This is a genomic window from Klebsiella electrica, assembly GCF_006711645.1.
GTDB lineage: Bacteria > Pseudomonadota > Gammaproteobacteria > Enterobacterales > Enterobacteriaceae > Klebsiella > Klebsiella electrica.
This window is the reverse complement of the sequence record NZ_CP041247.1, coordinates 2436271-2455401: the sequence shown is the minus strand read 5'-3', so window position 1 is coordinate 2455401 and position 19131 is coordinate 2436271. Positions and strand designations below refer to the sequence as shown.

General features: G+C 57.2%; 19 protein-coding genes. 12 read left to right on the top strand and 7 right to left on the bottom strand.

Annotated features, from left to right (window positions below; all coding sequences use genetic code 11):
- Window positions 1-33 precede the first annotated feature (33 nt).
- Window positions 34-594 carry a spermidine N1-acetyltransferase gene (gene speG / locus Electrica_RS11710; protein ID WP_100683825.1) on the top strand — a complete coding sequence of 187 codons (561 nt, stop codon included), beginning with the start codon at window positions 34-36 and terminating at the stop codon, window positions 592-594.
- Here speG and Electrica_RS11705 read toward each other — a convergent pair.
- Entirely contained in the window at window positions 588-1259 is a 672-nt protein-coding gene (locus Electrica_RS11705) for a YnfC family lipoprotein (RefSeq protein WP_407081257.1), read from the bottom strand. The genes speG and Electrica_RS11705 overlap by 7 nt on opposite strands.
- Window positions 1260-1394: 135 nt before the next feature.
- Between Electrica_RS11705 and Electrica_RS11700 the strand changes: the two genes are divergently transcribed.
- The 5 genes from Electrica_RS11700 (at window position 1395) to clcB (ending at window position 6512) form a co-directional block, all read left to right on the top strand.
- Complete coding sequence (locus Electrica_RS11700; protein ID WP_142255882.1) at window positions 1395-1658, top strand: DUF1161 domain-containing protein; 264 nt, start codon at window positions 1395-1397, stop codon at window positions 1656-1658.
- Window positions 1659-1802: 144 nt separating this feature from the next.
- Window positions 1803-4253: a selenate/tellurate reductase subunit YnfE gene (gene ynfE, locus Electrica_RS11695; RefSeq protein WP_141964531.1), complete on the top strand. Its 2451-nt coding sequence runs from the start codon at window positions 1803-1805 to the stop codon at window positions 4251-4253.
- Between the two features lie 42 nt (window positions 4254-4295).
- Complete coding sequence (locus Electrica_RS28860) at window positions 4296-4385, top strand: dimethyl sulfoxide reductase anchor subunit (RefSeq protein ID WP_224742549.1); 90 nt, start codon at window positions 4296-4298, stop codon at window positions 4383-4385.
- 42 nt (window positions 4386-4427) lie between these two features.
- On the top strand, window positions 4428-5036 hold the full coding sequence (gene dmsD, locus Electrica_RS11690; protein WP_131049604.1) for a Tat proofreading chaperone DmsD: 609 nt from the start codon (window positions 4428-4430) through the stop codon (window positions 5034-5036).
- 180 nt (window positions 5037-5216) lie between these two features.
- Window positions 5217-6512: a voltage-gated ClC-type chloride channel ClcB gene (clcB, locus tag Electrica_RS11685; RefSeq protein ID WP_142255881.1), complete on the top strand. Its 1296-nt coding sequence runs from the start codon at window positions 5217-5219 to the stop codon at window positions 6510-6512.
- Here clcB and bioD read toward each other — a convergent pair.
- From bioD to Electrica_RS11670, 3 genes are all read right to left on the bottom strand, one after another.
- Window positions 6465-7160, bottom strand: coding sequence for a dethiobiotin synthase (gene bioD / locus Electrica_RS11680; protein ID WP_142255880.1), 696 nt, complete (start codon window positions 7158-7160; stop codon window positions 6465-6467). The two genes, clcB and bioD, sit on opposite strands and share 48 nt — an antisense overlap.
- A gap of 127 nt (window positions 7161-7287) precedes the next feature.
- Entirely contained in the window at window positions 7288-8508 is a 1221-nt protein-coding gene (gene mlc, locus Electrica_RS11675; RefSeq protein ID WP_142255879.1) for a sugar metabolism global transcriptional regulator Mlc, read from the bottom strand.
- A 124-nt stretch (window positions 8509-8632) separates the two neighbouring features.
- On the bottom strand, window positions 8633-9535 hold the full coding sequence (locus tag Electrica_RS11670) for a LysR family transcriptional regulator (RefSeq protein WP_131049606.1): 903 nt from the start codon (window positions 9533-9535) through the stop codon (window positions 8633-8635).
- Between the two features lie 117 nt (window positions 9536-9652).
- Here Electrica_RS11670 and Electrica_RS11665 point away from each other — a divergent pair, with 117 nt between their 5' ends.
- The gene (locus Electrica_RS11665) at window positions 9653-10903 is read left to right on the top strand and encodes an MFS transporter (protein ID WP_141964530.1); all 1251 of its coding nucleotides are present in this window, start codon (window positions 9653-9655) and stop codon (window positions 10901-10903) included.
- A gap of 34 nt (window positions 10904-10937) precedes the next feature.
- On the opposite strand, the gene Electrica_RS28855 is transcribed toward Electrica_RS11665, so the two are convergent.
- A complete protein-coding gene (locus tag Electrica_RS28855; RefSeq protein ID WP_004862449.1) occupies window positions 10938-11030 on the bottom strand; it encodes a KPN_01571 family protein in 93 nt (30 codons plus the stop codon).
- A 271-nt stretch (window positions 11031-11301) separates the two neighbouring features.
- Between Electrica_RS28855 and Electrica_RS11660 the strand changes: the two genes are divergently transcribed.
- From Electrica_RS11660 to ydgU, 3 genes are all read left to right on the top strand, one after another.
- Window positions 11302-12789: a carboxypeptidase M32 gene (locus tag Electrica_RS11660; RefSeq protein WP_141964529.1), complete on the top strand. Its 1488-nt coding sequence runs from the start codon at window positions 11302-11304 to the stop codon at window positions 12787-12789.
- Between the two features lie 182 nt (window positions 12790-12971).
- Window positions 12972-13445: an acid resistance repetitive basic protein Asr gene (gene asr, locus Electrica_RS11655; RefSeq protein WP_141964528.1), complete on the top strand. Its 474-nt coding sequence runs from the start codon at window positions 12972-12974 to the stop codon at window positions 13443-13445.
- Between the two features lie 69 nt (window positions 13446-13514).
- Window positions 13515-13598, top strand: coding sequence for a small membrane protein YdgU (gene ydgU / locus Electrica_RS29450; RefSeq protein ID WP_455428490.1), 84 nt, complete (start codon window positions 13515-13517; stop codon window positions 13596-13598).
- A gap of 190 nt (window positions 13599-13788) precedes the next feature.
- On the opposite strand, the gene Electrica_RS11650 is transcribed toward ydgU, so the two are convergent.
- Window positions 13789-14397: a LysE family translocator gene (locus Electrica_RS11650; RefSeq protein WP_141964527.1), complete on the bottom strand. Its 609-nt coding sequence runs from the start codon at window positions 14395-14397 to the stop codon at window positions 13789-13791.
- Between the two features lie 118 nt (window positions 14398-14515).
- On the opposite strand from Electrica_RS11650, the gene Electrica_RS11645 reads away from it, so the two are divergent.
- Together Electrica_RS11645 and Electrica_RS11640 are read left to right on the top strand one after the other, a co-directional pair.
- Window positions 14516-15433 (top strand): LysR substrate-binding domain-containing protein, encoded by a 918-nt coding sequence (locus Electrica_RS11645; protein ID WP_142255878.1) that lies wholly within the window; start codon window positions 14516-14518, stop codon window positions 15431-15433.
- A 661-nt stretch (window positions 15434-16094) separates the two neighbouring features.
- Window positions 16095-16904 carry a trypsin-like serine peptidase gene (locus Electrica_RS11640; RefSeq protein ID WP_160704895.1) on the top strand — a complete coding sequence of 270 codons (810 nt, stop codon included), beginning with the start codon at window positions 16095-16097 and terminating at the stop codon, window positions 16902-16904.
- A gap of 4 nt (window positions 16905-16908) precedes the next feature.
- On the opposite strand, the gene Electrica_RS11635 is transcribed toward Electrica_RS11640, so the two are convergent.
- Entirely contained in the window at window positions 16909-19065 is a 2157-nt protein-coding gene (locus tag Electrica_RS11635; protein ID WP_131049612.1) for a putative bifunctional diguanylate cyclase/phosphodiesterase, read from the bottom strand.
- Between the last annotated feature and the right edge of the window lie 66 nt (window positions 19066-19131).

Below are 19131 nucleotides of genomic sequence, written 5' to 3'. Positions count from 1 at the left end.
CGCGATAGTTAGCTTTTATCGACAGGAACAGCCATGACTGACGCTTATTCCATCAAACTTCGTCCGCTCGAGCGTGAAGACTTACGTTTTGTCCACCAGCTCGATAATAATGCCAGCGTAATGCGCTACTGGTTTGAAGAGCCCTACGAGGCTTTTGTCGAGCTCTCCGACCTGTACGATAAACACATTCACGATCAGAGCGAACGCCGGTTTGTTATCGAATGTAATGGTGAAAAAGCCGGGCTGGTGGAACTGGTCGAGATCAACCATGTCCATCGTCGGGCCGAATTTCAAATCATCATTTCACCGGATTATCAGGGCAAAGGTCTGGCGACACGCGCGGCGAAGCTGGCGATGGACTACGGTTTTACCGTTCTCAATCTGTATAAACTGTATCTCATCGTCGACAGCGAAAATGAAAAAGCCATCCACATCTACCGCAAACTTGGTTTTATGGTCGAGGGGGAGCTGATTCATGAATTTTTTATCAACGGCGAATATCGCAATACCATTCGTATGTGCCTGTTCCAGCACCAGTATATTACCGAACACCGCACCCAGGGACAGTCGCTGCTGAAGCCCACGGCTCAGTAGTATTCGATACTGTTTTTGATGGTATAAAGACGGGTTAACGGCGGCTGAACGCTTTCATCGATAACCTGCAGCTGGCAATCAACCGGGTTATCGTGGCTATCGTAATCGCAGGTTTGACGCACATTTCCCAGCTGTCGATCGTTGAAGGTGCTGGTCGCCGTGTAATCCAGCTTTTTACGCGGATCCCCCGCCGGCGTGGAGACCACCGTAAAACGCTCGTTTTTCGCCACGGTGGTTTTACCGGTCGGATAGCCCTCGCTGTCATATTGGTAGGTGGCGGTCGTCTCTTTGCCACGCGCGGCCACCACAAAACCGTTATCGTCCGTTTCCCAGGTGATGCCTGCCGACGGCAGTTCCGCGAGCTGACATTTTCCCTGCAGGCGCAGGCGTTTCTCGCGGGTGTGGGCGTCAAGATAGAAGTTGGCATCCAGCATCAGCGTCGCGCCGGTATTATTTTCCCGGTCTTCCAGCGCCAGCAGATCGAAACAGCCCTCCCTGGACAGGCTGGCACTCACCCGTTTTACCACCTCGTCGTGTTCGTCAAACAGGGTCTGGCTAAAATCTTTCACCGGACCGCGCAGCGGATCGAACTCATTGGAAAAACTCGCCATTTCCGGCGTAAACGCTTCAGGCGACTTCTGCGCATCGCAGGCGCCGAGCACCATCACCGCCGATATCAGCAATAACCGTTTTTTCACGCCGGATCCCTTTTGTGCATATTGCAATCATATTAGCAAATACAATTGTTTACACCAGTTCTGCTATGCTTAGAGCTGGATAACGTTATTAAGGAGTCTATGATGAAACGCTCTCTCTGGCTATGCGTCGCCCTGCTGCTGGGTTCCGCCCCGGCGCTGGCCGCTCCCGATTCCTGCGAACGCGTGAAGAACGATATTCAGCAAAAGATCGTCAACAACGGCGTGCCGGCCGCAGGCTTTACGTTAGCGATTGTACCCAACGATCAACCCGATCAGCCCGGCGCCCAGGTGGTCGGCCACTGTGCTAACGATACCTTTAAGATTACCTATACCCGTAACGCCGACTCAGACAGCGACGCCCGTTAACCTGTTATTTTCATTCGAAGGATATTATCCCTGAGTTGACCAGGGATAATATCCTTCTACCCCACTCTGGGTATGATTGCTCACCCATACACCGGAAAATGCTACCGGCAATCTTTCAGCAGCACGACAACGATGGGGTGAGCCATGTCCAGTCAGGAACATTCTGGCGGCGTCAGCCGACGCACGTTAATTAAATCGTCTGCGATAGGCTCACTGGCGCTTGCCGCCGGTGGACTCTCGCTTCCTTTCAGTCTGCGTTCCGCTGCGGCGGCCGTTCAGCAGGCGACGCAGAGCGAAGAACGCATCGTCTGGGGCGCCTGTTCGGTAAACTGCGGCAGTCGCTGCGCGCTGCGTCTGCACGTGCGCGATAATGAAGTCACCTGGGTAGAGACGGATAACACCGGAATGGATAATTATGGCGACCATCAGGTACGCGCCTGCCTGCGCGGCCGTTCCATTCGCCGACGGATCAATCACCCGGATCGCCTGAATTACCCGATGAAACGCGTCGGCAAACGCGGCGAAGGCAAGTTTGAGCGCATCAGCTGGGAAGAAGCGCTGGATACCATCGCCAGCAATCTGCAAAGAGTGGTGAAAGACTACGGCAACGAGGCGGTTTACATTAACTACTCATCGGGGATCGTCGGCGGTAATATCACCCGTTCCTCGCCATCGGCCTCGCCGGTCACGCGCCTGATGAACTGCTACGGCGGGTCGCTGAATCAGTACGGCACCTACAGTACCGCCCAGATTGCCTGCGCCATGCCCTACACCTACGGCAGCAACGAGGGCAACAGCACCTCGGATATCGAAAACAGCAAACTGGTGGTGATGTTCGGCAATAACCCGGCGGAAACCCGCATGAGCGGCGGCGGCATCACCTGGTATCTGGAGCAGGCCCGCGAACGCTCCAACGCGCGGATGATTGTCATTGATCCGCGCTACACCGATACCGCCGCCGGGCGGGAAGATGAATGGATCCCTATTCGTCCGGGCACCGATGCCGCGCTGGTGGCCGGTATCGCCTGGGTACTGATTAACGAGAATCTGGTCGATCTGCCGTTCCTCGATAACTACTGCGTCGGCTACGACGAAAAAACCCTTCCCGCCGGCGCCCCGCCCAATAGTCACTACAAAGCCTACATTCTCGGCCACGGCGAGGACGGCACCGCCAAAACGCCGCAGTGGGCATCGCGTATCACCGGGATTCCCGTCGACCGAATCATTAAACTGGCCCGGGAAATTGGCACCACCCGACCCGCCTGTATTTGCCAGGGATGGGGACCGCAGCGTCAGGCTAACGGGGAACTGGCTTCGCGGGCGATTGCCATGCTGCCGATTCTGACCGGAAACGTCGGCATTAACGGCGGCAGCAGCGGCGCGCGCGAATCGACCTATACCCTGACCATTGAGCGCCTGCCGGTACTGGTCAATCCGGTCAAAACCGCCATCTCCTGCTTTAGCTGGACCGACGCCATCGCGCGCGGCCCGGAGATGACCGCGCTGCGTGACGGCGTCAGAGGCAAGGAGAAGCTGGATGTGCCGATTAAGTTTATCTGGAACTATGCCGGCAATACTCTCGTCAACCAGCATTCCGATATCAACAAAACCCACAAAATTCTCGAGGACGAGAAAAAATGCGAGATGATCGTGGTGATTGAAAACTTTATGACCTCTTCGGCGAAGTATGCCGACATTCTGCTGCCGGACCTGATGACCGTCGAACAAGAAGACATTATCCCTAACGACTATGCCGGGAACATGGGCTACCTGATTTTTATTCAGCCCGCGACCACGGCGAAATTCGAGCGCAAACCGATCTACTGGATCCTCAGCGAAGTGGCCAAACGCCTCGGCGACGATATTTATCAACGTTTTACCGAAGGTCGCACTCAGGAGCAGTGGCTGCAGTATCTGTACGCCAAAATGTTGGCCCGCGATCCCGCGCTGCCCGGCTACGAAGCGCTGAAAGAAATGGGCATTTACAAGCGGAAAGATCCGGACGGCCATTTTGTCGCCTATCGCAATTTTCGTGAAGACCCGCTCGCGCACCCGTTAAAAACCCCTTCCGGCAAAATTGAGATTTACTCCAGCCAGCTGGCGGATATTGCCGCCCGTTGGCAGTTGCAAAAAGATGAAACCATCAGCCCGTTACCCATTTACGCCTCCACTTTCGAAGGCTGGGATGACCCGCTGCGCGACCAGTTCCCGCTGCAGCTTTTCGGTTTTCACTACAAGGCCCGAACCCACTCCAGCTACGGCAACGTCGATGTGCTACAGGCCGCCTGTCGCCAGGAGGTGTGGATCAATCCGCTTGATGCCAGGCCGCGCGGCATTAAAAACGGCGATCTGGTGCGCGTCTTCAACTCACGCGGCGAACTGCGGATTGCGGCGAAAGTCACGCCGCGCATCATGCCCGGCGTCGCGGCCATGGGTCAGGGAGCATGGCATGACGCCAGTATGGACGGCGACCGCATCGATCGTGGCGCCTGCATTAATACCCTGACCACCCAGCGGCCTTCACCGCTGGCAAAAGGCAATCCACAGCATACCAACCTCGTTGACATCGCCAGGGTGCAGGACGCGGCGTCATGATCTTCCGGGTTCAATGTCTGACCACAGGCAAGGAAGGAGCCCATGGGTAATGGATGGCATGAATGGCCGCTGGCGCTGTTCACAGTGCTCGGGCAATGCAATAATCGCCAGCGGCGCCCGATGGCTGGTTAATATTCAGGCGTGGCACCGTCCCGCCGCCGTAAGGAAGAGTACATGATGCAAGTTCACTACCGCGACGCCGTCGCGTTGAGCGCCCGCACGCTGGGCGCCCTGTTTTCATTTTCCCCGGACAGCGCGCAGGCCGCGCCGCTGGTAGCGGCTCTGCGAGACGGCAGCTGGCAGGCGCAATGGCCTTTTCCGCTGGCCGAATCGCTGGTGGCCGGGTTCGCCGCCGCCAGCGATGAAGCGCTCCCTCAGGCCTGGCAACGCCTGTTTATCGGTCCCTGGGCGCTGCCCGCCCCGCCGTGGGGTTCGGTGTGGCTGGATAAAGAGAATGTGCTGTTCGGCGACTCCACTCTGGCATTGCGGGAGTGGATGCGAGCGAACGGGATTGCTCACGCGGCGCAAAGCCAGGAGCCGGAAGACCATTTTGGCACGCTCCTGCTGCTCGCCGCCTGGCTGTGCGAGTCCGGGCAGGAGGAGGCGTTTTCGCAGCTGCTCGCCTGGCACCTGCTCCCCTGGTCCGGCCGGTTCCTTGCGGTGTTTATCGCCGGGGCCGGACACCCCTTTTATCAATCCCTCGCAGAGCTGGCGCAGGCGACGCTCGCCGAGTGGCAGCGCCAGCTTCCGATTGCCGTCGCCGACAAGCCGCTGTATCGCTAAACGCATCGCCATGCCGGGAAACGGGCATGGCATTTTTAGTGACAACGTCACGCAGCCGGTATTCATTTCAGCATTCTCATCTCCTCGCAGTTTCGCCGCTCAGGCATTTATAGCTTTTGCGTCTAAGCTTATTTCCCATCACAATAAGTCTATGTTTCCTGCTAATGACCGTAACCAATGATGCATCGTCTGCATAATTATCCTGATGTTCAGGTCATGTTTCGTCGCCTGCTGATTGCAACCCTGGTCGGTATGCTGGCGGCGCTGGCCGTTGCGCTGTTTCATTGCGCGATGGGGATACTGGAAGGACTGTTTCTGCACGATCATAGCGGCAGTCTGGTCAATGCCGCCGAGGGTCTACCCGGCTGGCGACGTCTGCTCACGCCGGCCGCTGGCGGGCTGGCAGCCGGCGCGCTGCTGTGGCTCTGGCAATACCGAACCCGCCAGCGCCCGCATGCGCCCACCGACTATATGGAAGCGCTGGATAGCGGAGACGGTCAGTTTGATACCCCGGCCAGCCTGATCAAATCTCTGGCCTCGTTATTGGTGGTGACCACCGGCAGCGCGATTGGTCGCGAAGGCGCGATGATTCTGCTGGCCGCGCTGGCCGCGTCGCTGTTCGCCCGCCGCTTCACGCCAAAAGCGGAATGGAAACTGTGGGTCGCCTGCGGGGCCGCCGCCGGGATGGCCAGCGCCTATCATGCGCCGCTGGCCGGCAGTTTGTTTATTGCCGAAATTTTATTTGGCACGCTGATGCTTGCGTCACTGGGCCCGGTGGTCATCTCCGCGGTTATCGCCCTGCTGCTCACGCAGTTGATCAACGGCGGCGCGTCGCCGCTGTATCAGGTGGCGTTTCACGAGACGCTGACCGCTCTCCACTACGCGCTGATGCTGGCTACCGGGCTGCTGGCCGGGCTATGCGGGCCGCTGTTTATCGCGATGATGAGCTACAGCCACCGCTGCTTTTTGCGCCTGCATCTCTCGCCGCCGTGGCAACTGGCGCTCGGCGGGATCATTGTCGGCCTGCTGTCGCTGGTCACGCCTGCGGTATGGGGCAACGGTTACAGCACGGTACAGCATTATCTGCAGTCACCGCCGCTGTTTAGCGCCATCGCAGTGGTCTTTGTGTGCAAACTGCTCGCAGTTTTGGCCAGCAGCGGATCCGGCGCACCGGGCGGCGTGTTTACCCCGACGCTGTTCGTCGGTCTGGCGATGGGCATGCTGTTTGCCAGCTTCAGCGGACTGTGGCTGCACCACGATCAAGGGCTGGCGATTATGATTGGTCTGACCGGAATGGCGGCCTTTCTGGCGGCCACGACGCATGCGCCGATTATGTCGACCCTGATGATTTGTGAAATGACCGGGCAGTACGTATTACTGCCCGGCTTATTGATTGCCAGCGTGCTGGCATCGGTGCTCTCCCGGACGTTACGCCAGGACTCTATCTACCGCCATCACGTCGCCGAGCATGGTTAGGTCAATATACTGGCTCAGCTCCCGCTGTTCAGCGCGCGGCAGGTAAGGAAGCTCGCCAATCAGCGGCCCGGGCAGCTTTTTGCTCAGCACCTCGATGATTTCCGCGTAATGCGCTAAACCCGGATTAATCCGGTTTGCCACCCAGCCAATCATCGGCAGACCGTCGTTGGCAATGGCCTGCGCGGTCAGCAGAGCATGGTTGATACAGCCCTCCTGAATGCCGACGACCATCACCACCGGAAGCTGCTCCTGCACCACCCACTCTGAAAGAGGACGCAGATCGTTCATCAGGCTTCGCCAGCCGCCGGTCCCCTCAACCACCACATGATCGACCTGCCCGCCCAGACGCTGGAGACCATCCGACAGCAGCCCGTAGTTGATAGGACAGCTGTGTGCCACGCTGCTTTCATCTTCGCTTAATGCTATGGGATTGACAGCATCATACGGTAACGCCAGCGACGACACGCTTTGTAAAATCAGCGCATCTTTATTACGCAATCCGTCCGGCGTCTCTTTGCTACCCTTCGCCACAGGCTTGTATCCCGCGACGCTTTTGCCGCTGGCAGCAAGTGCCTGCAACAGCGCACGAGAAACCACTGTCTTCCCGACAGAGGTGTCAGTACCTGTTATAAAGAAACGCTTAAACATCATTAACCCCACAGTTATGTTGACGAGTTATACAGAAGAGAAGGAATAAACTGTGGGAAAAGTCTACGCCAGGCCGCCGGATACCGGCTTGAGATAGCGCAATTTTTGGTGTGACTATGAAAAAATGTTAACCCTGTAACAGTCGAATAAGCAGAGATCCGTTATAGAGGGCGTCCTTCACCAGCGCGGCGCCGGCCATCGTTCCACGGTTAGAGAACTGCGTGCTTTCAACGCTAATATGCCGACTGTAGGCAGGCAGGGATTGTTGGCGAATACAATCTGAAATGGCAGGGAATAAAATATCGGCCGCCAGACTAAACGGCGAGCCGATGAGGATTTTTTGCGGGTTGAACAGATTCACCATGATTGCCAGAATCCGCCCGACGTGCTGGCCGACGCCGCTAATAATATCCCGCGCCAGCAGATCGCCCTGCAGCGCCGCCTGGCACAGCCACTCCACGCTCAACGGCTGCTGATGCAGCATCGAACTCATTGATTTCGCCATTCGCACCTGGGCCAGCTCCAGCACGCTTTCGACGCTGGCGATGGTCTCCAGACAACCATGGTTGCCGCAGTAGCATCGCTTGCCGTAGGGATCGACCTGGGTGTGGCCGATCTCAACCAGGCTGCTGCTGCCCGCATGCAGCAGACGACCATCGGTGATCACCCCGGCGCCGACGTTATGATCAATCACCACCTGAATAACATCCCGCGCCCCGCGGGACGCGCCAAACAGCGACTCCGCCATCGTCCAGGCGCTGATATCGTGCTGGATATAGACCGAGACGCCGGTGTGGTTCGCCAGAACCTCGCCAAGCGGCAGATCTTTGACCTCGTCATAAAATGGCATCCGGTGAATCACGCCGTTTTCGGTATCAATGATGCCCGGCAAAGTGACGGCGATGGCGGTCAGACGCTCCAGTTTCTTTTGATGGCGGATAAAGAATTGATCGATATGCGCAACCACGCGCGTCAGGAACGGCTGCGGGTGCTCAAGCGCCAGCTCGAGCTGCTCCTCGACCACCAGCTTGCTGCTGAGATCGCGTAGCGCAAGGTGAATTTCACCGCGGCTGATTCGCACGGAGAGATAGTGCCAGGCCTCGGTCTCGACCATCAGACCCACGGCGGGACGCCCGCGGCTCCCCGGCTCCTGAATTTCCGTCTCCTGAACCAGATGCGCTTCAAGCATTTCACGCACGATTTTAGTAATGCTGGCCGGTGCCAGTTGCGCAAAACGGGAGAGGTCGATGCGCGACACCGGGCCAAGCTGATCAATCAGGCGATATACCGCTCCTGCGTTGGTCTGCTTTATTTGATCGATATGGCCTGGCTGACTGTCCGCTACCACCATTGACTCCCTTTATTTTCGCGCTTCGAAATAAACTTTTAGCTATGGTGAAGCACTTGGGTAGCACTCGTCAAATTTTTACTTAGCCTTGTGATTTACCGCACATTTTTGACTGTTTTTAGTCTTAATTATTCAGCGCAGCGGCAGCAAGCAGGTATTGCCGAAAGCGCTGCGCCGCCTGGCTCTGCTCATGATGCTTCGACCACACCAACCACATTTCCGAAACGGCATCCTGTTCTTTGATCGGCAGCCAACGCATTTCGTTGAGCTGCACCCGCTTAAACGACGCCGGCAATATCGATACCCCCAGTCCGGAAGCCACCAGACCAATAATCGTCATCGCCTCGCCGACCTCCTGGGCGATCGTCGGCGTCTGACCATAGCGCCGCATCAGCCCCAGAATGTCGTCATACAGCCCGGTTCCGACGTGCGGATCAAAAAAGACAAACGGTTCGCGGGCCAGTTCCACCAGGCTTACCGCCTGCTGACGCGCCAGGGGATGGTCGCTCGGCACCATCGCCAGCAGCGGTTCACGCAGCACCCGCTCCCAGACCAGCGTCTCCGGCAGCTGCGTATTGCGCATCAGCCCCAGATCGAGGGCGCCTTCATTCAGCGGCACAATCTGCTCGCGGGTATTGGTTTCCCGGGTCTGAATATGCACGTCGGGATAGCGTCGACGAAAGGTGGAGAGCGTATCGGACACCGCCTTGATAAACGGCGCGGAGGAGGTAAAGCCGATGTGCAGTTCCCCGGTTTCACCGTGGTGCAGACGGCTTGCGCGCGCCGCCGCATCGTCGACCAGGCTGAGGATGTGCCGACTGTCGGCAAGAAACTGTCGCCCCGCCGCCGTCAGGCTCACGCTGCGGTTGGTTCGGGCGAAGAGGCGCGCGGCAATCTGTTGTTCAAGTATCTGGATCTGCTGGCTTAACGGCGGCTGTGAGATGTTCAGCCGTGCCGCCGCGCGGCCAAAATGGAGCTCTTCGGCGACGGCAATAAAGTAGCGCAGATGACGCAGCTCAATATTCATATTTAAAACGTCTTATTTGAGATTATTAATATATTAGACAGAATATTTACATTTTCATACCCTTAAAATGTGATCTGTGATGTTCCCTAACTCTGTGTTCTCAGCAAGGATTGTTCCGTGAGTCGTACAACTACCGTTGACACCGTGCCGGCAAGCGAGGTCAGCGACAATGTTATATCCCAGCCAAATCAGTTTATTAAACGCGGTACCCCTCAGTTTATGCGGGTCACTCTCGCCCTCTTCTCCGCCGGTCTGGCCACCTTCGCCCTGCTCTACTGCGTCCAGCCGATTCTGCCGGTGCTCTCGGCCGAATTTGGCGTGACTCCCGCCAGCAGCAGCGTTTCGCTGTCGATTTCCACCGCGATGCTCGCCGTTGGCCTGCTGTTTACCGGCCCGCTTTCGGATGCTATCGGCCGTAAACAGGTGATGGTGACCGCGCTGGTGCTGGCCTCATGCTGTTCTTTACTGTCTACGATGATGTCGAGCTGGCACGGCATTTTGATTATGCGGGCGCTGATTGGCCTGTCGTTAAGCGGCGTGGCGGCGGTCGGTATGACCTATCTGAGTGAGGAGATCCACCCCAGCGTCGTCGCCTTTTCCATGGGGCTGTATATCAGCGGCAACTCGATTGGCGGAATGAGCGGTCGTCTGCTGACCGGGGTTTTCACCGACTTTTTCGGCTGGCGCGTGGCGCTGGCGGTGATCAGCTGCTTTGCGCTGGCCTCGGCGATTATGTTCTGGCGAATCCTCCCGGAGTCGCGGCACTTCCGCCCGAGTTCACTGCGTCCTAAAACCCTGCTGATTAACCTGCGCCTGCACTGGCGCGATCGCGGGCTGCCGCTGCTGTTCCTCGAAGGGTTCCTGCTGATGGGCTCGTTTGTCACCCTGTTCAACTACATCGGCTATCGTCTGATGATGTCGCCCTGGTCGCTGAGCCAGGCGGTGGTTGGCCTGCTCTCCGTCGCTTATCTGACCGGGACCTGGAGTTCACCAAAGGCCGGAGCGATGACCGCGCGCTATGGCCGCGGCCCGGTGATGCTCGCCTTTATCGCCGTGATGCTGGCCGGGCTGATGCTGACCCTGCTCTCATCGCTGTGGCTGATATTTGCGGGCATGCTACTGTTCTCCGCCGGTTTCTTTGCCGCCCACTCGGTCGCCAGCAGCTGGATTGGTCCTCGTGCGCGCCGCGCCCGCGGCCAGGCCTCGTCGCTGTACCTGTTCAGCTACTATCTCGGTTCCAGTATTGCGGGGACATTAGGCGGGGTATTCTGGCATAACTATGGCTGGAACGGCGTGGGCAGCTTTATCGCGCTGATGCTAATGGCAGCACTGCTGACTGGCGTTTGCCTGCACAAACGTCTGCAATAATCTCTCTGCACGTGGCCTTCATCGGCCACGTCTTTCACCACATGCCCAGTACCGACGAAGCACCCAATAGCTCTCTGACGGCATCAATAGACAGCAGTGCAATAAACAGCATAGTGAACGGATTCATCATAACTCCCTGACTACGGCCTGCGCTCGCATAAGTTTAGCCGCTGTTCAAAAAGAATCCGCTATTCTGACCACAGCAATATGACAATATTTCGATCCTGCCTGCGCCCGGACGGAAAAACGGGCGCAATCGTCCGTCACGCCCCCCGCGTGCACCGGGCCCAGCGGCATGGCCGCGCCTTACGTCTCGTATGGAAGATTAGTGCGGATCAGGATAGTGTAGAGGTCAACGGGCAACGCCTTTCGTTCACTCGCAACAGGCCAAACTAAATATGACTGAAAACAAAAACTATCAGCAGCTTACCCGCACTTTCCAGCGTCTCTCTCGCTTCTCGCATCTCGGCGCTATCGCCGGCTGGGATATGTTCGCCATGATGCCGCCAGGCGGCAGCGCCGCGCGAGGAGAGGCTCTGGCGGAACTGGGCGTGCTGCAACATCAAATCCTGACGGATAAAAGCGTGGCTGAGGCGCTGCGCAACGCATGCCAGGAAAACCTGAATGACGTCGAACAGGCTAATCTGCGCGAAATGACCCGCCAGTACGAACAGGCGGCACTACTGCCGGAAAGTCTGGTTGAGGCCAAATCACTGGCGGGCAGCCGCTGCGAACATGCCTGGCGCAGCCAGCGTCCGGCGAACGACTGGGAAGGTTTCGCCGAAAACCTGCGTGAGGTGGTCAAGCTGAGTCGTGAAGAAGCGGCGATTCGCGCCGGGGCGAAAGGCGGCTCCCGCTACGACGCCCTGCTGGATATTTTTGAACCGGATATGACCAGCGCGCGGCTTGACGTTTTGTTTGCCGATCTCAAATCCTGGCTGCCGACCCTGCTGGCCAGCGTCGTCGAAAAACAGTCCCTGCGCCCGCCGGTTGCCCCGCAGGGCCCGTTCCCGATCGCTGAACAGCGTGAACTGGGGCTGGAAGCGATGCGCATTTTGGGCTTTGATTTCGATGGCGGACGTCTGGATATCAGCGCCCATCCGTTCTGCGGCGGCGTGCCGCAGGATGTGCGCATCACCACCCGCTATAACGAAGAGGACCTGCTCAGCGCCCTGTTCGGCGTGATTCACGAAACCGGCCATGCGCGCTATGAGCAGAACCTTCCGCGTAAATGGCTCGATCAGCCGGTGGCGCTGGCCCGCTCAACGGCAATTCACGAATCGCAAAGTCTGTTCTTCGAAATGCAGCTCGGGCGCAGCGATGCCTTCCTGAAACGCCTGCTGCCTGCCGTGCGTCAGCGTTTTGGCGAACAGCCGGCCTTCAGCACTGAAAATTTCATTGCCTGGAACCAGCGCGTCAAGCCGGGTTATATCCGCGTGGATGCTGACGAGGTCAGCTATCCGGCGCATGTTATCCTGCGCTACGAGATTGAACGGGCGCTGATCGATGGCGACATTGAGGTGGACGATATTCCCGCGCTGTGGGATGAGAAAATGCGCAGCTGGCTGGGCCTTTCCACCACCGGTAATTATCGTAACGGCTGTATGCAGGACATTCACTGGACCGATGGCGGATTTGGCTACTTCCCTTCTTATACCCTCGGCGCCATGTACGCCGCGCAGCTGATGGCCGCCGCGAAGCGCGCGTTGCCGCAGCTGGAGGCCAACATCGCCAACGGCGATTTCTCGGCGCTGTTTGCCTGGCTACAGCAGAACATCTGGCAGCACGGCAGTCGGTTCAGCACCTCACAGCTGATTATCAACGCCACCGGGGAAGATCTGAACAGCGATTATTTCCGCCAGCATCTCACCGCACGCTACCTGTAAGCCCGCCCGTCGCGCCGGGGTTCTCCCGGCGCTCAGCGCACTATCCTCGTCTCAGTAGCGGTTGTACATATCGTTACATGCCGATACCAAACACTCACGGAAAGCCAGCAAAGACAGGCATATAGTTCTTTCAACGGCCCCGCAGTGGGGTTCACTGAAAAAACAATTTCGAGGATATCAGAATGAAAAAAGTATTAGCTCTGGTCGTTGCCGCTGCTATGGGTCTGTCTTCTGCTGCTTTCGCTGCTGACGCAGTAAGCACCACTCAGGCTCCGGCTGCTGCAACTCACAGCACCACTGCCAAAACCGTGCATCATAAGAAAGAGCACAAAACCGCTGCTAAACCGGCCGCTGAGCAGAAAGCACAGGCTGCGAAAAAACACCACAAAGCCGCTGCTAAACCAGCCGCTGAGCAGAAAGCACAGGCTGCGAAAAAACACCACAAAGCTGCTGCTAAACCAGTAGCGCAGAAAGCTCAGGCTGCGAAAAAACATCACAAAGCTGCAACTAAACCAGTAGCTCAGAAAGCCCAGGCTGCGAAAAAACATCACAAAGCTGCTGCTAAACCAGTAGCACAGAAAGCTCAGGCTGCGAAAAAACACCACAAAGCTGCTAAACACCACGCCGCTAAACCTGCTGCACAACCGGCTGCTTAATATTTCCGGTCAGTCAGGTTAATCATAAACCGGCGCTGTTTCAGCGCCGTTTTTTTCTGGAGGGCACTTATGCTGCGGCGCTATCGTTTTGAGCTCATCCTGATCCTGTTAATTCTCTGCGCGGTGATTGCTACCCGCTTTTTCCTCTACTGAACAGGGCGGCGCTTTATCACTCCCCGCAGCGACTCTCTGGCCCGGCGTCTCCCCATGTTGCCGTCGCCCGCCGCCGTCCACATTGTTCTCTCTTGTCGTACTGCCTGGATTGCGCGGTGAATACCGCGTCAACGCGCTGGTTTTGAGCTCCAGGTCCCCAATCAGGCCGCTGCCCCTCCTGCGGGCAAGGCTAACGGATTGCCAGCAGCCAGAAATGATATCCCACGCCATACAGCCCAAGGATCAGCAAAAACCAGGCGGCAATTGTCGTTAAGCGAGAGGTATACGTCGGGGCCAGCCAGCGACGAATAGCGAGAATATAGAACGACAGCACGGCAAGATCGATAACCACCCAGATAATGCTCAACAGACCAAGGCTCAGGCCGACATCGCTGGTTATCTGGATAAACTGCGGGAAAAACGCGACAAAGAACAGAATGTCCTTGGGATTACTCAGGGCAGTGGCAAACCCCGACAACACGCCGCCTCGCGCGGTCACCGCGCCAGGCGTTATGTGCGGTGCGCGCAACATACTCAGGGCAAGCCACGTAATATAGATGGACCCCAGCGCCGCCAACAGCAGCAGAACATCGGGATGGATCGCCACGGCGCCGCTCAACATAGCTGCCGCAACGGCCATCAGCACCAGCGACGCGAGATTGCTGCCTATCATCGTACGCAGTGCCAATGAAGCCCCGTCTCTGGCGGCGCAACCGGTCACCAGTAGCACGACCGGGCCCGGTGTCGCAATCAGCGCCAGCACCGTCATGCTGTATCCCGCCATCAATGCATAGTTCATGATACTGACTCACTCTCTTTTTTCAGGTCAGCGCATTTTCTACTTAGATTTCAGGATTGAAAAACGACAAAGGCTGAGTTTGAATGTGAGTTTTACTCAACATAGAAAACTAACCGATATGTCGATGCCGCCGCTGTACGCCCTCCGCGCTTTTGAAACCGCCGCCCGCCTTGGCTCCTTTAGCACGGCCGCCGCGGCGCTGCACGTGACTCCCGGGGCGGTCAGCCGTCATATCAGCACGCTCGAGGCCTGGTTCGACTGCCAGTTGTTTACCCGTCAGGGGCCAAAAGTGACGCTCACCGACGCAGGAAGGCAGCTCGCCAGCGCGCTGGCGGAAAACTTCGCCGCCATCGACAGAGCCTGCCAGACCTTGCGACATCAGGCGGGCAAACTGCGGCTGAAATCGCCGTCGACGTTGACCATGCGCTGGCTGCTGGATGTGTTGCAGCGCTTTCGCCAGCAGCATCCGCGGCCGGTTATCGAGATGAGCAGCGTGTGGATGGACAGAGACAGCGTCGACTTCACCCGCGAACCTTACGATTGCGCGATTTTGCTTGGCGATGGTCATTTCGGCGAAGAGACCTGCCACGGGCTGTTATTTGCCGAATGGCTGGTTCCGGTCTGTGCCCCGGCGATGGTCGAGGCCGCTCGCCAGGATTTATCATCCTGCCCGCTGATTCATCCAACGACCGATCGCCGCGACTGGCGACGCTGGCTACAGCATGCCGACACGCCAGCGCAGACCGGGATAAATCAGGGAATCGTCTTTGATAGTCTGGAACAAGGTACCATGGCGGCCATGAGCGGGCACGGCGTCTCGGTGGGCGATCTTTTTTTGAGTCTGGAAGCCATTCGCAGCGGCCTGCTGGCGCTGCCGTTTGCGCAAGCCGTTGCAACCGGCGAGGGCTATTATCTGGTGTGGCCAAAGCACACGCTCAATCCGCAGCCTGTCGATCTGCTGTATCAATTTTTACTTGCGCATATCCCGGCGCCGTTCCCGGACGGACTAAGCCGTCGGGGCCAGGCGCCAGAGTGACGTCGGCCCCGACGGGTTACATGACATGAACAGCCTGCACGACCAGATATCCCGCTGCGCCCCAGATAAAAACCGACGCGAGAGAAACATAAACTAACGCGCGAATACCTTTTTTAGACATACATCCTCCCGAAACCGGAAATAAGAATTAGTTGATATCATCGCCGGGATAACATCTCTGTTTGCTCAACGGAGGCGAGGAATAACAATATTTGCGGTGAGAAAATGTTTCACATTGAAAGCAACTGAGTATGCTGTAAAGAAGTGCATGTTCAACTGAAGAAATGTCTGTTTTTACTGCCCTTCGTCGCGGGCCGCGCAATAAACTCCCGATCCCTTTGCGCGACCCGCTTGCTTAATTTTCGTCTGGTTTGGTACTTTCCGTAACCCGATTTATGTTGCTTCCCGCTGCGGTTTCTGCGGAAATAACGCCACGGAGAGAGACGCGCTAACCGGTTGAGTTATCTTCATTCTTCCGCAAAAAAGAGCCGTCTGGAGCTAATTTTGTTCGCCGTTGGCCTTGATTAAAATTACTCTTAACTTTCATAAACTTAAATCTCCTGCTACTGTCAATATACACAAAATCATCCCGGCGGCTTCATCCGCGTGAAGCACGCGAAAGGATGCAATGTAGAAACATAATTTCTCCCCAGAGAGTGATATGCGTAAAGACGTACTGTTATTGCTGTGTTCTTGTTTGTTGTCCCCGTTTGCTCACGCTGATGATGACAGCATGAGTGCGAAAGATATCAAGACGCTTTTTTTCGGTCATGACGATCGCAAACCGGTCAACAATCCGGCTGAGGAACCCTGGGATGCCATTGGTCAGTTAGAAACGGCCAGTGGCAATCTGTGTACCGCCACCCTCATTTCACCGCATCTGGCGCTGACCGCCGGTCACTGTCTGCTGACGCCGCCAAAAGGTAAGCCGGATAAACCCGTTGCGCTGCGCTTTATTTCCCGCAAGGGCGGCTGGGTGTATGAGATTCACGGCATTGAAGGTCGCGTCGATCCGTCGCTGGGTAAACGGCTCAAAGCCGATGGCGATGGCTGGATTGTCCCCTCGGCCGCCGCGCCCTGGGACTTTGGCTTGATCGTTTTACGCTACGCGCCGGGCGGCATCACGCCGATCCCGCTGTTTAGCGGCGATAAAGCCGCTCTCACCGCCGCGCTGAAGGTGTCTGAGAGAAAAGTTACTCAGTCCGGCTACCCGGAAGATCATCTGGATAATTTGTACAGCCATCAGGACTGTATTGTGACCGGCTGGGCGCAAAACACGGTACTGTCGCACCAGTGCGACACGCTGCCCGGCGATAGCGGTTCGCCGCTGCTGTTAAAAACCGATACCGGCTGGCAGGTCATTGCCGTTCAGAGTTCGGCTCCCGGCCCGAAAGATCGCTGGCGGGCGGATAACCGGGCTATCTCGGTGACCGGTTTTCGTGACAAGCTGGAAGCGCTGGCCAACGAGTAAACGGTCAGCCTTGCTGCTGGCGCAGCAGTAACAATGAGCTAATCGGCATCGGTTCGCTGAAGTAAAAACCCTGCAACCGATCGCATCCCGCCCGTCGCAGCAGCGCCAGCTGCTGCTGATTCTCGACCCCTTCGGCCACCACCGTCATGCCCAGCGCGCTGGCGATGCGTACGGTCCCGCGAACCAGTTCAGCGGCCTGGGCATCCACATCCACCAGCCCGGCCAGCGATTTATCAATCTTAAGCGTATCGAAACGAAAACTGCGCAGATAGCCGATACTGGAATAGCCAGTGCCAAAATCATCCAGCGCAACCGCCGCCCCCAGCGCTTTCAAATTTTCAATCGCCGCAAGGGCGCGAGCGGGGTTTTCCATCACATAGCTCTCGGTCACCTCAATTTGCAACCGGCGAGCCGGAAAATGGCAGCGGGCGAGCACCTGAACGACGCGCGTTTCAAACTCCGGGTCACGAAACTGTGCGGGCGAGATATTCACCGACAGCATCAATTCCCCGATGGGCTGGAGATCGCAGCAGGCCCGGTAGAGCGCAAACTGCCCCAGCGCATAAATCAGACCGCTGCTTTCCGCAATGCCGATAAAGACATCCGGCGGCAGCGGCCCTTCCGGTCGGCGCGGCCAGCGCAGCAGCGCCTCGACGCCCTCCATCTCCAGGGTATCGGCGTTCACAATCGGCTGGTACCAGACATCAAACTCATCGTTTTCCAGCCCCTGGCGAATGCCGTTTTCGATATTCAGCTGGTACTGCCGGGTATCGTTAAGGGTTTCGTCATACCAGGAGGTGCGCCCTTTCCCCGATTTTTTCGAGTGATACATCGCAATATCGGCCCGGCGAAACAACTCGGTGCTCGAACAGGACGCGGGAGAACCGCTGGCAATGCCGATACTGGCGCTGATGTAAATTTTGCGCTCATTGAGCTTCACCGGCGATTTCAGCATCTCCAGTACCGCCCACGCAAAAGCCGATGCCTGATCCACCGCCAGCTCTCCGCTGATGGTCATGGCAAATTCATCGCCGCCCATACGGGCCAGCAGGCCGTCGCCCGGGACCCGCTCCTGTAGCGCGCGGGCAATATGAGCAATCAGCGCGTCGCCAACGTCATGCCCGTAGTTATCGTTGACATCCTTAAACCCGTCGAGGTCAATAAACACCACGCACTGGGTCACCTGCTGCGGCTCTTCGCACTGCTGATTCAGTCGGCCGATCAGCGCCCGCCGGTTGGGCAACTGGCTAAGCCAGTCAGTCAGCGCGATATTGCGCGCCAGCTTCTCGCCACACGACAGTTTGTACAGCCCGAGACAGCTGAAGAGGATAAACAGCAGGATCAGGCTGGCGGCCACTATGGCGATAAGCCGGATACTGTTCGACGCCGCGTGCGCCGCTTCCGCACCGGGCAGACGCGGCTGCCAGCTGAGATAGCCGATGATCTCTCCGGCATGGGTGCGCAGCGGAATGCTATATTCGCTGCTGCCCTGCGTCTCATGCAGGCCGTTAATCTGAAAGGTATTCCCCAGCGTTTGCAGCATCCCGGCATTGATATGCCGGGTCACCACCAGGTAGCGACGGGTATCATCATGCACCTGTAAGCGCCCCAGCGTCGGGCGAATCAGCCCGATCCCGATAAAAGCAATGCCTTCACGAGTACGGGTAATACCGGCGTAGGCGCCTTTGCCGCTGCGCAATGCTTCAGCGTTCCGGGCGATAAGCGATTGCAAACCGCTGCCAAAAAAGCGGGTGTCGGTTTCATTAAAGGACTGGCTGCGAAACGATCCCCACAGCACGCGATAATGCTGATCGAGCACAAAGGTGCCGTCGTAAAGATTGTTGATTTTGAAGCCCGAGCCCCAGGAGTCATACAGCCAGCCGGTATTCAGCATCGGGGCATAGGTTTGTTTCACCGCCTCGTCCCATATCGAGTTATCCAGTACCAGCGAAAGGACGCGGTTGACCGATGTTTGCACCGCGCCATCCACGGAAAGAACGGAGCGATGTCGGTCAATTTCATTTGTTTTAATGCTAATCAGATGCTGGGAAAGATAGATTAAAGAAATAACAGAAACAATAAGCCCGATACCGGCGAGGAAGATCATAACCGAAAGCGTTTTGGCCGAGGGAAGATTGCGCCAGCCAGGCAAATTAACCATTCTTTGTCCTCATCACGGCTGAAGGTAAACGCAGCGCCAGTACTTTTTTAAATGATACTACAGAGA